The organism is Bacteroides sp. CAG:189 (assembly GCF_000432295.1).
Lineage (GTDB): Bacteria > Bacteroidota > Bacteroidia > Bacteroidales > Bacteroidaceae > Bacteroides > Bacteroides salyersiae.
On record NZ_HF991056.1, the window covers coordinates 20,626 to 34,511 of the forward strand.

At 41.9% G+C, this 13,886-nt stretch carries 10 protein-coding genes; 3 read left to right on the top strand and 7 right to left on the bottom strand.

Annotation, left to right across the window (positions count from 1 at the left end; all coding sequences use genetic code 11):
* Positions 1-56: 56 nt before the first annotated feature.
* The 4 genes from QVP90_RS07870 to epsC form a co-directional block, all read right to left on the bottom strand.
* Positions 57-2,198, bottom strand: a complete 2,142-nt coding sequence (locus QVP90_RS07870; protein ID WP_264381107.1) for a S9 family peptidase — start codon at positions 2,196-2,198, stop codon at positions 57-59.
* 7 nt (positions 2,199-2,205) lie between these two features.
* Positions 2,206-2,775 carry an ORF6N domain-containing protein gene (locus QVP90_RS07875; RefSeq protein ID WP_172680665.1) on the bottom strand — a complete coding sequence of 190 codons (570 nt, stop codon included), beginning with the start codon at positions 2,773-2,775 and terminating at the stop codon, positions 2,206-2,208.
* A gap of 26 nt (positions 2,776-2,801) precedes the next feature.
* Positions 2,802-4,115 (bottom strand): THUMP domain-containing class I SAM-dependent RNA methyltransferase, encoded by a 1,314-nt coding sequence (locus QVP90_RS07880; RefSeq protein WP_021936109.1) that lies wholly within the window; start codon positions 4,113-4,115, stop codon positions 2,802-2,804.
* Between the two features lie 131 nt (positions 4,116-4,246).
* Complete coding sequence (gene epsC / locus QVP90_RS07885; RefSeq protein ID WP_005927827.1) at positions 4,247-5,146, bottom strand: serine O-acetyltransferase EpsC; 900 nt, start codon at positions 5,144-5,146, stop codon at positions 4,247-4,249.
* Positions 5,147-5,270: 124 nt separating this feature from the next.
* On the opposite strand from epsC, the gene QVP90_RS07890 reads away from it, so the two are divergent.
* Both QVP90_RS07890 and QVP90_RS07895 read left to right on the top strand, forming a co-directional pair.
* Entirely contained in the window at positions 5,271-7,307 is a 2,037-nt protein-coding gene (locus QVP90_RS07890; RefSeq protein ID WP_044093852.1) for a tetratricopeptide repeat-containing sensor histidine kinase, read from the top strand.
* A complete protein-coding gene (locus QVP90_RS07895) occupies positions 7,304-8,077 on the top strand; it encodes a LytR/AlgR family response regulator transcription factor (protein ID WP_005927822.1) in 774 nt (257 codons plus the stop codon). The genes QVP90_RS07890 and QVP90_RS07895 overlap by 4 nt, the downstream gene beginning before the upstream one ends.
* A gap of 240 nt (positions 8,078-8,317) precedes the next feature.
* Here QVP90_RS07895 and QVP90_RS07900 read toward each other — a convergent pair whose 3' ends face one another.
* Both QVP90_RS07900 and polA read right to left on the bottom strand, forming a co-directional pair.
* Entirely contained in the window at positions 8,318-8,947 is a 630-nt protein-coding gene (locus QVP90_RS07900) for an HD domain-containing protein (RefSeq protein ID WP_021936110.1), read from the bottom strand.
* A 174-nt stretch (positions 8,948-9,121) separates the two neighbouring features.
* The gene (polA, locus tag QVP90_RS07905) at positions 9,122-11,929 is read right to left on the bottom strand and encodes a DNA polymerase I (RefSeq protein WP_021936111.1); all 2,808 of its coding nucleotides are present in this window, start codon (positions 11,927-11,929) and stop codon (positions 9,122-9,124) included.
* Positions 11,930-12,015: 86 nt separating this feature from the next.
* Between polA and QVP90_RS07910 the strand changes: the two genes are divergently transcribed.
* Complete coding sequence (locus tag QVP90_RS07910; protein ID WP_005927813.1) at positions 12,016-12,993, top strand: polyprenyl synthetase family protein; 978 nt, start codon at positions 12,016-12,018, stop codon at positions 12,991-12,993.
* On the opposite strand, the gene QVP90_RS07915 is transcribed toward QVP90_RS07910, so the two are convergent.
* Positions 12,969-13,688, bottom strand: a complete 720-nt coding sequence (locus tag QVP90_RS07915) for a DUF1266 domain-containing protein (RefSeq protein ID WP_005927811.1) — start codon at positions 13,686-13,688, stop codon at positions 12,969-12,971. The two genes, QVP90_RS07910 and QVP90_RS07915, sit on opposite strands and share 25 nt — an antisense overlap.
* Positions 13,689-13,886: the final 198 nt, after the last annotated feature.

The window sequence follows — 13,886 nt, forward strand, 5'->3', positions numbered from 1 at the left end:
GTGGCATTTGTTCTTACTTATAATTTATTTATCGCATCTTTAAAACAGGCACCGGTTTACAGGTTATCTTCAAAATAGCGGGTTATCTTTTCGTGTAAATGTACGCGGTCGCGTCCCATTACATTGTGTTTATGTCCCGGGTAAATGAAGAGATCCGGATAAGTACGGGCGTCTACGCAGGCTTTCATGAATGAAAGTGTATGCTGGGGCACACAGGTATCATCGTGGTCATCATGGATGATGAGTAGATGCCCTTTCAGGTTGCCGGCCAGATTTTTCAGATTACACTGTTCATAACCTTCGGGATTGCTTTGAGGGGTATCCATATACCGTTCTCCGTACATTATTTCATAATAACTCCAGTCGATAACAGGACCACCGGCTACACCTACTTTGAAAATCTCCGGATAGCGGAGTAGCAGTGCAGTAGTCATGTGGCCGCCGAAGCTCCATCCATGCACGCCGATCCGGTTTTTATCTACATAAGGCAAGCTTTGTAGAAATTCGGCTCCTTTTACCTGGTCTTTTCCTTCTTCGATACCTAATTGGCGGAAGGTAACATTTTCAAATTCCAGTCCACGATTAGAGCTGCCGCGATTATCCAGACAGAACATGACGTATCCTTTATTGGCCATGTAAATATCCCATCCGCGGGCACCGTTTTGCCAGCCTCCTGTGACCATTTGAGCATGGGGACCTCCGTAGACATATACAATGGCGGGGTATTTTTTGTTCGGATCCATGTCAGCAGGTTTGATAAGGCGGTAATACAAATCGGTTACACCGTCTGCGGCTTTGATCGTACCGGTTTCGATAACCGGCATTTTGTAGCCGTCGAACGGATTGGCTGCTGTGAGCAAGTTGATGTTCTTTCCCGTTTGAGTATCGATGATGTCAATTTTTCTGGGAATGGTGGGAGTAGAGTAACTGTCAATCACATAACGGCCTGATTGACTGGCTGTAGCATTGTGTACTCCTTCGGTATCTGTATGCATACTGAAAGGCAGACTGCGTTTGCCTGTTTTTACATTTACGGAGAAGTTATCCCGTCCTGTAGCATCGTTGACACTGAAAAGAATTTCTTTCTTTTTTTCATTGAAGCCCAAGATGCTATTAACCAGCCATTGCCCTTCGGTCAGTTGCTTGATCAGCTTGCCGGTGATGTCATACAGATATAAATGATTGAAACCGCTACGTTGGCTTTGGTAGATGAACTTAGTAGAATCCCAAGGTAAGAAAACGATGGGTTGCTGAGGTTCTACATATTTGGGATGTGTCTCTTCGAGGAGGGTAGCGGCCAGTTCTCCGGTTTCTACATCATATCGGCACAATTTTGCATGGTTCTGATCGCGGTTTAATTCTATCAGATAGAGGCTTTTTCCGTCCGGTGACCAACTGATATTGGTAAAATAACGGTCAGTAGGGTCTCCGGTCTTTAAATAGTGCGTTTTGCCGGTAGTCGGATTGTAGATACCTATCATGACTTGATGGCTGGTCATTCCCGCCATTGGGTAACGGATGTTGTTTACTTCTCCTATACGGGCGGTTATATCTACCAGTGGATATTGAGTCACCATACTTTCGTCCATACGGTAAAATGCCAGCAGATCGCCTTTGGGATTCCAGAATGTGCCTTTGTAGATGCCGAATTCGTTTCGGTGTACGGATTGACCGCAAACAATGCCTTCGGGCTCATCGGTAACAGGATTCTCGTTTACGTACAGATTGTTCCCGACCGTATAGGCCACGTTTCTGGTAGCGGTACAATAATCTTGATTAGAAGCACCTTTTGCCAATGTAACGGTAGAAACGATCCGGTTGTTTTTGAAGTCATAGACAACATATTTGCCGGGCAGTTCGATCAGCATTTCTTCTTTATCTGCCCAAGGGAAACTTGTGGAATAGAAATGCGGCAGTTTTCCTGTCTGTTCTTTTTCCAGTACTTTGTTTACGGTTTCCCGTATGGCGATGATCTTCTCTTTTCCTGTTTTGGGATCGATAACGAATAGAGTATCTATACTTGGTTTGATACATTCATCCCCCCACCATTGTAAGCTGTAAAGATTTTCGGCATAACGGTAGGTCTCGCCGCCGGGAATCAGATCTTCCAGTGTCGGCGTTTTTAATTCTTGCGACATGATATTTGTGATAAATAGGCTATAGATCAATCCTATCAGTAGATAACCTTTTTTATTCATCATTTTCTTATTTATCCTCTTGGTTTTTGAATCCTTGTATCTTGACCCTGTTTAAAGGAGCCGTTTTAGATTGAATGATGGCACTGACTTTGGCAAAGGCTGTGAACAGCTCTTCGAACTGTTTTTCATAGCTTTCCCGATCGGAGGATATATCTTCTTCGAGATATTCCACACGTTTTCTTAATTCGTCCAGTTCTTGCTTGGGGATGTTCGAAAGCAAATATTGGCGCATGTGGACAAAGGCACGGATAATATTGATATTGATTTCAATGGCCGTTTTGCTTTTTAGTACACTTGATAACATCACTACTCCATACTCTGTAAAAGCAAAAGGAAGATATTTAATGTTATGTCCCTGTCCTGTTTTCAAGGTCACAGATTGTGATCTTGAAAACTCTGCTTCTTCTTTAGTAAGTTCAAACATGAATTCTATTGGAAAACGTTCGATGTTGCGCCGTACAGCTTGTTTTAATACTCGAGTCTCTACGCCGTACATTTCTGCCAGATCAAAGTCCAGCATTACTTTCTGTCCTCTGATTTCATAGATCTTATTTTCTATGATAGCTAATTCATCCATCATTGCTACTTTTCAGCCTTCGGCTTCTAATTTTTTTTGAATTCTCTCGGCTTTCTGTCGCCATTATTGAAGCTTTGTCCTTCTCTTGGCCTTCTGTCTCCGGAGAAACTACGGCCTCCTTCTTCACGGCGTGGACGGAATTCTTTTCTCTCTCTCGATGTTTTTTCTCCATTCTCTTCGCCGCTTTCCTGACTCTTGAATTCCTTGTATTTACCGTCGAATATTTCGTATTTACGGAACTCGCATTCCAGTGCTCCGTTGAAAAGTGGGGTCTTTTGACTGGGTTTTAATCCTATCTGGTCGAAACATTCTTCACGATACGAGAGTATCCATGCATCATTGCCCACAAATGCATGCTTTAATCGTTCGCCGATCATGCTGTACAGTCCTAAAAGGTCATTGGTGGATATACGTTCACCATAAGGCGGGTTCGTGATGATAATTGATTTTTCGGCCGGTTGTTCGAATTGCTGAAACGGTTGTAGTTTCAAAACGATGTCTTTTGATACACCGGCAGCCTTGATGTTATGCATGGCAATTTCATTGGCTTTCGGGTTGTTGTCATAACCGTATATTTTATGTCCGAATTCCCGTTCCTGCGTATCGTCGTTGTAGATATTGTCAAATAGTTCCTGATCGAAGTCTACCCATTTTTCAAAAGCGAACTCCTTGCGGAATACACCCGGTGCGATATTACGGGCTATCAATGCAGCTTCGATGGGGATTGTTCCCGATCCGCACATCGGATCGATGAGATCGCATTCGCCCTTCCATCCGGTCATTAAAATCATACCGGCTGCCAATACCTCGTTTAGCGGTGCTTCAACAGCTTCTTGACGGTAACCGCGTCGATGTAGGGATTCGCCGGATGAATCGAGGGAGAGAGTACAGGTCGTTTGTGCGATATGGATATTTAATAGTACATCCGGTTTGTTGATACGCACGGATGGACGTTTGCCGTTCAATTCGCGGAAATAGTCAACGATAGCGTCTTTCACTTTATAAGAGACGAATTTGGAATGACGGAATTCTTCACTGAATACAACGGCATCTACGGCGAAGGTCTTGTTTACATCCAATATATTTTCCCAATCGATGGCTTTGATTTGATCATAAACTTCGTCGGCATCCTTGGCTTTAAAATTTTTGATGGGCTTCAGAATGCGGATGGCGGTGCGCAGGCAAAAGTTCGCTTTGTACATCATCTCTTTATCTCCGGTGAATGAGACCATTCTTCGACCTATCTGTACGTCATTGGCTCCTAATGCCGTCAACTCCTCTGCCAGTATCTCTTCCAATCCCTGGAAGGTTTTGGCAATCATTTCAAATTGTTCGCTCATAATGAATAATGTGCCAATATGCCAATGGGGGTAATGTGCCGATTGGCTGGCGCGTTAATTTGTTAATTATTCAAGTTATTAATTTCTTATTCTCTTAATCGGTACATGGGCATACTTGCACATTGTTTCCTTTATTTTTTGGCTTTGGTCTGGACGATTTTCGCTCCTGCAGGTACGTCTTCCGTCACCCAGATGTTACCGCCTACTGTCGCATTTTTACCAATAGTGATACGTCCTAAGATAGTTGCGTTGGAATAGACGATCACATTGTCTTCCAGTATCGGATGGCGGGGAATGCCTTTGATCGGCTTGCCGTCGGCATCCAACGGGAAACTTTTGGCACCTAACGTAACCCCTTGGTACAGTTTCACGTTCTGTCCGATGATACTGGTGGCTCCGATTACCACACCGGTTCCGTGGTCTATGGTAAAATAGCTTCCGATCTGAGCACCCGGATGAATATCTATGCCCGTTTCACTGTGTGCCATTTCCGTAATGATACGGGGAATGAGCGGTACACCTAATTCCAATAATTCGTGGGCAATGCGATAATTACTGATGGCTCTGATGGCCGGATAACAGAAAATCACTTCGCCGAAGCTTTGGGCTGCAGGGTCGCCATTGTAAGCTGCCTCCACATCCGTGGCCAGAATACGACGCATATGTGGTAACTTACTGATAAACTTTGCGGCAAGACGGGCTGCTTCTTCGCGCTGTAATTCGTTGCAAGTACCGCATTCTTCATTTTTTCCGAAACACAATCCTGCCAGAATCTGTTCTGACAACAGGCCGAATAATTTTTCAATATTAACTCCGATGTGATAATTGATTGTCCGGCTGTTGATCGTGGAATTACCGAAATACCCGGGAAAGAGAATGGAACGTGACAACTCGATAATTTCGCACAATACCCGTGCAGAGGGCAAGGGTTCGCCGTCTTTGTGTTGATGAAACAGTCCTTTATATGATTCGCTTTCCGAAAGCTCATCGACTGCCTGTGTCAGAATGTGAGTGAAGTTTAATGGACTCATTAGATTCCTGTATTCTATAATATTGGCTACAAAGATAAGTAATTTTGCTTATAATTTCTATCAGAATATATATATCATTCAGAAAAAGAATGTATTTTTGTTGCAATATTCTATAGATAAGGAGATGGTAGATAGATATATTCAGGGAGTTATTGTATTCATCTGTTCATTATTGTTTGTGTGTGGATGTGACGAGCATGTAGACATATCAGAAACGGGTGGCGAAGATGATATTGTGACTTTATTGGAAAGAAAAGCGATGGATTCTCTGTTCACGAATAATGCCTATTCCCGTTCTTTATTGCGTAAGAATATGTCGCAGACTGCAGATAGTTTGTCCTATTATCGATTAATGAATGTCTATTCTAAGGCCTGTTTTGCTGCTTCTCAGTTTGATTCGGTTGTGTATTACAGCCGGATAATTCTTCATTTTTGTCAGAAATCTTCTGACTCTCCACAAATACACGATCTCTTTTCTGCCACTTACAATATGATGGGAAATGTATGGGGGAGATGGAATTTTCCGGATTCTGCCGTTGTGTATTATCAGAAAGCTTATGAACATCGCAAGCAGGGTAATGAATTGTCTTATTTGCCTGATATTTGCATAAATCTGGCCGACGGTAATGTTCATAAAAGCGATTATACCGATGCGGCTTATTATTATCGGCGTGCGTTGTTCCTTTGTGATTCATTAGGCTTGCCCGACCGCAATAAGTTTCCTATTTATTATGGTTTGGGACAGACGTATATGGAATTGCGTGATTTCGATCTTTCTAATCATTATTATGAGATGGCCGGTCGTTACTTTTCGCAGATGAGTGTTCCTGAGAAGTTTACTTATCTCAACAATCGTGGTAACCATTTTTATTATAAGAAAGATTACCGGGAAGCTTCTTGCTACATGGAGCGTGCTTTAGCTGTTGTAGCTCCTTATTCTCAGATGATTTATGAACAGAATCTGTGTAAAGCCAATCTGGGTGAGTTGTATGTATTGACTGATAAGTTGGATTCCGCTCAACTATATCTGAATGACAGTTATCGTTTCTTTTCCGGTATGAATAATCGTTCGGCGATGTATTATATTGAAACTCAAATGATAGAACTTGCACTCCGACAGGGTGATGTGTCACTTGCCAGCCGGATGATTGCGCGTACTGTTCCTGACGGGCATGTCGATGCCAATATGATTAATATCCGTAATCAGTATTTGCAGCACTATTTTGAGCAGACAGGTGATTATCGGCGTGCTTATGAATATTTGAGACGTGATCAGGAGTTGAATGATTCTATCCGGAACGAGCAGATACGTACTCGTGTTGCGGAGTTAGACATGCGATATAGTCAGGACACGATTGTAATGCGGCGTGAACTTTTGATTGAAAAACAGTCGGGAGAGATGAAAGTCTTGCGGCTTACATCGTACATTTGGGCTATTGCCTGTGTTGGCTCTATCGCTGTATTATTTTTTCTTTATCGTTTGATGAAAAAGAAACGTGCTTTTTTGCAGGAACGTCTTCTTAACCAGATAAGCCGCCTTCGTATGGAGAATATCCGTAATCATGTTTCACCTCATTTTACTTTTAATGTGCTGAATCGTGAGATTAGCCGTTTTAAAGGGACTGACAGAGAACGTTCGGGATTGGTTGATTTAGTGAAATTGTTGCGTAAGAGTTTGGAAATGACAGAGAAACTAAGTGTGCCGCTACGGGAGGAATTGGATTTTGTACAGACGTATATCGGCTTGGAAAGGGACCGGTTAGGTGAAAACTTTATATTGGATTTATCGGTCGATACGACCTTGGATGTAGAGAAAATCATTGTACCTTCCATGATTGTGCAGATTCCGGTAGAGAATGCTATTAAGCATGGACTTGCTGGTATGGAAGGGGAGAAGCGGTTAGAGATATCTGTTATGCCTGAAGGGAATGGCGTACGGATAATGATTGCAGATAACGGACGGGGATATTTACCTCAGGTTATGTCGCCTACCCGGGGAACAGGCACAGGTCTGAAAGTGCTTTATCAGACAATTCAGTTGTTGAATGCAAAAAATAAAGGAGAAAAGATACGTTTTGAAATAACAAACCTTGCTGACGGGATGCGAACCGGAACTGGTGTTTCTGTGTATATCCCATGCAATTATTCTTATGACCTATGATAACAATGAATGGAATTTGCAAAGTAGTGATTGTGGATGATGATCGTACGGCGATAGAAAATCTGTGTCGGGAATTGGCGTTATATCCCGAAATGGATGTCAGAGGGACTGCTGTCAATGGGGCTAAAGGAAGAAAATTAATCATGGAGCAACATCCTGATCTTCTGTTTTTAGACGTAGAATTACCGGATATCCAGGGGATCAGGTTACTGAGTGAAATGCGCGACGAGGTATTGTGGGATATGAAGGTTGTTTTTTATACAGCCTATGACAAATATTTGCTTCAGGCATTGCGGGAATCGGCATTTGATTATTTATTGAAACCCTTTGTTTCAGGAGATCTCGAATTGATTATTGAACGTTATCGGAAAGCAGCGCTTTCCCATCCGGCGATTCCGGCCTTTGCGGCGTCTGTGAGTGCATTATTGCCACAACGCGATACCTTCATGATAAGTACTGTGACAGGTTTTAAGTTGCTTCGTATTGAAGAGATAGGTTTCTTTGAATATTCAAAAGATAAACGACAGTGGCAGGTGACACTTTTCAATCAGGCCAGATTGAGCCTTAAGAAAAACACGAAAGCTGAAGATATTATAAGCTATTCGGAGTCATTTGTACAGATTAGTCAATCAATAATTATAAATGTCAGCTATCTGGCTGTTATTAATGGCAAACAATGCCAACTGTATCCCCCTTTTAATGATCGGGAGGATTTGCGTATTTCACGTGGGTTCTTGAAAGAATTGCAGGAACGTTTCTGTCTGATATGATTTTTTTTCGCTATATAAGCTCTAATTTTGTCGCCTTAAGCGTGTTTTGATTCGGAATGTTCGTTTTTCGCAAATCTGATATTTGATATTTTCCTTTTTTTGTGTTACTTTTGTAGAGTTAGGTAAAGATTGAATGTTTTTTAGTTTTTAGATGATAAATTCTCTGTAACTGGTTGGGCCGGGGATTTTTGTGAAAAAACTCCGGCTGTTTTTTCTATTCTGTTAATTTTTCGTACGAATTTATATCTGTAGATTTGTTTCTTCTTCAAATATCTTGTTAAAAACATTTCTTAATTCTTCCCGGTTGTTGATAAGTGACCGTAATTCTCGTAATTTTTCTCCGTTTTTTGAGTGTTCGAACCATAACTTCAGATATCCTCCTTCGGCATATTTATTTAAGAGATGATTTAGGAAGCGGTTGTAATGCCATTCTGTGTTTTCTGCCGGATTCTGTTTCAATCCGTATTGTACGGTTCTTCTTAATGTAATTTCCGGATCTATAATTCTATCTGCTTCTGCTACAATTTTTCCGTAAATACTGCGTGGCTCATGGTCAGAAGAGGCTCTGTGGTCTTCTACGGCTTCTTTCATTACTCTTATTTCTTTCTCTGTAAACCATCTGTACAGCATTTTATCATTCTCAAGAATTTCACCGGAGACAAGATGGTGTGTGGCTCTGTCTTTACATAATCCGAGATCATGGTAAGCTGCTATGGTATAAACCATGTTCGTATTTAGGGGGTAATCTTTTGCCAGTATCAGGCTTTCGGCAATGACAGTGCATACATGTGTCCGGTTATGGGCCTTATCAAACATTTCATATTTTGGAATAATGGTGGTTTCTACGTACTGCTTTAATTCTTGATTCATGAGGAGTTGTTTTGGTGTTTATGAGTAGACAAAGGTAATAAATATCTTCTAATGTATTCATCTTTATGCATTTGTTCCACGTGGCACACAGGAAGTGGGAAGCCGTTTTTGAAGAGAACCCTGAAAGTCTGATAAAAACTTTCAGGGTTCTCTGGCATGTGGCGATTGGCTTTTTTAATGTGCTTCCAGCCAGTTTTTTCCCCAACCACAATCTGCTTTTAAGGGGACATGCATCTTATAGGCTTTTTCCATTTCTTCAATGACTGCTTGTTCTACCCGTTCCCGTTCTTCTATCGGAACACTGAAGTTTAATTCGTCATGTACTTGCAGTATCATTTTAGCTTTCAGCCCTTCGCGTTTGAAACGTTCGTAGATACGTGCCATGGCGACCTTTATTATATCGGCTGCACTTCCCTGGATGGGCGCATTGATGGCATTACGTTCGGCATATCCGCGTACTACTGCATTTCTCGAGTTGATATCCGGTAGGAAACGTTTACGGTGGAATATGGTTTCGACGTAGCCTTTTTCACGTGCTACCTCGATGCTTTTGTCCATATAGGCTTTTACTTGTGGATAAGTCTCAAAATAACCTTCTATGAGCTCTTTAGCCTCTTTCCGGTCCACATTCATTCTTTCTGCCAGGCCAAAGACGGAAATGCCGTATATGATCCCGAAATTAGCTGTTTTGGCTTTACGACGCATATCGGAGTTTACATCTTCAATATTGGTTTTATACACTTTGGCTGCCGTGGCAGCGTGAATGTCATAACCGCTTAGAAAAGCATCTATCATATTCTTATCTTCGCTCAGATGTGCCATGATACGTAATTCTATTTGCGAATAGTCGGCAGAGAAGAACAGACATCCTTCATCGGGAATAAATGCTTTGCGGATCTCTTTCCCGTTTTCATCACGAATAGGGATATTTTGAAGGTTGGGATTACTGGAACTGAGACGTCCGGTAGCCGTAACCGTTTGATTGAAAGAAGTATGTACACGTCCTGTACGTGGGTTTATAAGTAACGGTAAGGCGTCTATATAGGTACCCAGTAATTTTTTCAGCCCACGGTGTTCCAATATCTTTTCTACTACGGGATGCTTATGCCGCAAGCTTTCGAGTACCTCTTCCGATGTGACATACTGGCCGGTTTTGGTCTTCCGGGCTTTGTCTACAATTTTTAGTTTGTCGAATAGTATCTCGCCTACCTGTTTGGGAGAAGCGATATTGAATTCTTCACCGGCCAATTCGTAAATTTCTTTTTCGATGGCTGCCATTTGTGCTGTAAAGTGTTCTGACGATTGCTTGAGCGCCTCTGTGTCCAAAAGTACACCATTGCTTTCAATGTTTACAAGTACAGGGACGAGTGGCATTTCTATTTCATAGAAAAGCTTTTCAGCATCATTCTCTTTCAGTTCTTTTTCGAGTACATTTTTTAATTTTAGTGTGACATCTGCATCCTCGCAAGCATATCGGTAGATGTCTTTGGGATCGAGGTCGCGCATGTTTTTTTGGTTCTTTCCTTTAGGGCCGATAAGCTCTTCGATATGAATGGTCTGGTAGTGGAGATAAATTTCGGCCAGATAGTCCATTCCGTGACGAAGTTCCGGTTGGAGGACATAGTGTGCTACCATTGTGTCGAAAAGAGGGCCTTTCACTTCCACTCCATAATTTTGGAGGACGATCATATCATATTTGATATTTTGCCCGACTTTCAATGATTTTTCATTTTCGAAGACTTTCCGGAATTCATTTACTATTTTTAACGCTTCTTCCCGTTCGGCAGGTACCGGTACATAAAATCCCTGATTTTCTGCAAAACTGAAACTCATTCCTACCAATTCTGCTTCCATTGGCTCGGTACCTGTAGTTTCCGTATCTAACGCGAGAATTTTCGTTGTAAGTAACTTTTGAATTAATTTACTCCTTTTGTCCTTATTATCAATAAGTTGGTAATCACATTTTAATGTTTCTAACGTGTGTAGATTCGTTTTTTTCTCTTCAACTGTCCCGTTGGCCGTAAATTCTGCGAATAAATCGCCTTGAATCGGAGTGTTTGTTTGTGCAAAAAGAGGTCCGGGAGAAGAGGAGAGAGGCTGATTGTCTTTTTTGAAGATTCTATCTATTAATGTACGAAATTCCAATTCTTCGAAAATTTTTCGTAGTGCTTCTTCGTCTGCTTGTTCACGAACCAATGTGTCCATGTCTAATTTGATAGGAACATCTGTTTTTATAGTTGCCAGGAATTTGGAGAAAGTAATCATTTCCCGGTTTGTCTTGACTTTTATTTTTAGTGCACCTTTCAGTTGGTCAGTGTGCTCAAGTAAATTTTCGATACTACCGAACTCGGCAATTAGTTTCTGTGCTGTTTTTTCTCCTACACCGGGGCAACCCGGAATGTTATCTGAAGCGTCCCCCATCAATCCTAACATATCGATGACTTGTACAGGAGATTGAATATCGAATTTCGCCTTGACCTGTTCCACGCCCATTACTTCGAATTCTTTATCTCCGTATTTGGGGCGGTACATGAATACATGGTCTGTTACCAATTGGCCGTAGTCCTTGTCGGGGGTCATCATATAGGTAGTAATACCTTGTTGTCCGGCTTTAGTAGCCAGTGTGCCGATTACGTCGTCCGCCTCATAGCCCGCTATTTCGAGTATAGGTATGCGGTAGGCCCGGATGATATCTTTTATGATAGGTACCGATAGGCGGATTGCTTCCGGTGTTTCCTCACGTTGTGCTTTATACTGTTCGTATGCTTCGTGTCGGAAGGTGGGGCCCGGAGGATCGAAAGCCACGCCGATATGTGTAGGGTTCTCTTTTTTCAATACGTCTTCCAATGTATTTACAAAACCTAAGATTGCCGAGGTATTGAAACCTTTGGAATTGATTCGTGGATTTTTGATAAAGGCGTAATAAGCCCGATATATAAGTGCGTAAGCATCCAAAAAGAAAAGTTTACTGTTTTGATTCATATTTATCTAATTTTTCATGGTAAAAGTACAAAAAAATACGGTATTAACCGTTTTATTATTACTTTTGTGCTCAAATTGTGTCATATATGGATAGTTTACCCCTAATAAAGTCTCCGATAACAACGGAACTGGAAGACTTTAAGAGACTATTTGATAGTTCTCTGTCCAGTTCGAATCTTCTGCTGAATAACGTGATTGCTCATATCCGGCAGAGGAATGGGAAGATGATGCGTCCTATTTTAGTGTTATTGGTGGCACGTTTGTATGGTGCTATTCGGCCTGCCACTCTTCATGCGGCTGTTGCGCTGGAACTTCTTCATACGGCCAGCCTTGTTCACGATGATGTGGTGGATGAGAGTACCGAGCGTCGCGGGCAGCTCTCTGTTAATGCCATTTATAATAATAAAGTAGCGGTGTTGGTGGGTGATTTTCTACTGGCTACCAGTCTTGTGCATGCCGGAAAAACGATGAGTCACGAGATATTGGAGGTTGTTTCTTGTCTGGGCCAAGATTTGGCTGAAGGCGAATTGTTGCAGCTTTCCAATGTAAGCAATCCGCAATTCTCTGAAGAAATCTATTTCGATGTGATTCGTAAGAAGACAGCAGCGCTCTTTGCTGCTTGTACTAAATCGGCGGCATTATCTGTGCATGCTGATGATGAAAAGGCGGAGATTGCCCGTTTGTTTGGCGAATATATTGGGATTTGTTTTCAGATAAAAGATGATATTTTTGATTATTTTGAGAATAAAGCGCTTGGTAAGCCGACGGGTAATGACATGTTGGAAGGGAAGTTGACTTTGCCTGCCATTTATGCTTTAAATTCTACTGCCGATGCGTGGGCACAGGAAGTAGCTGTCAGAATAAAGGAGGGTACTGCTACATCCGGTGAAATCGCCCGTTTGATAGAGTTCTCCAAAGAGAATGGCGGCATCGAATATGCCGTAGAGAAGATGAAGTTTTACAAAGAAAAAGCCCTTGATTTACTCCACACCATCACATCTGGTTCCGATGTTTGTGAAGCGCTTGAAGCTTATCTCGATTATGTGGTTGATAGGGAGAAATGATTTTTTCTCCATGGACTGTTTTCATCTTGTGTGGCCAGGAGAAAGTATCTGATTGCTCTGTCGGCTTCTTCTTTTTTGTCCGTTATCATGGCTTGTCCGATTAAATAACTCTTTCCTATTTCATTCCAGTTCCGGAATGTCTGTCGGCATTGTTCTCCTGCATATTTAATATATTCCCAAGCGGTTTTTTCGTCGATATATCCGGTTTCGCAAGCGATTCGTGCCCAACTGATCAGTTCTCCCATATCCCATGCCAGAATCCCCCGTTTAAGGTCTTCTTTTTCGATGGATACGATGTTTTTCTTATTCACATATTCCAAGAAATGATATAAGTTTTTAGCGCGGTGTATAAACAATTCTATGCCGAAAAAACGTTCGCGAAGGATTCTTTCTGTTTCGTCTCCGTTGTTGGCTGTGAGCAGATAAGGTATAAGGATGGAGTAGGAGGTTCGTTCGCCTTCGTTGCGAAGGAGGGACAGCATTTCGATGATAGCGGCTTCCTGTTTCAGTTGTGGCGTTTCTGCCAGTAGTCGATGGAGTCTTTCATGTTCTATGCCTGTCTCCAAACTATCGACAAAAAGGCCCGTTTTCATACTGGATATTAGCCCGATAAGCAAATTCTGTGTATTGTTGACTGCTAAGATGTCGTTTCTTTTGTTCGGGTTGAAACGTACTGAAATACTGTTTTGTTCCATACTCTTGTCTTTTTTAATCTTTTGTTAACCGAAAAGCGTGAGAACTGTTGCTCTGTATCTTTCCTGGGGCTTCGGCAAGCCGTTATGACGATACAAGCAACAGTCTCACGCTCCGTTCGATATATAACAAGAGTATATACGTGAAGGTGCGTGAGACCCGTTTGCTTATTACCTTTCATAACATGAATTTTGCCGAAT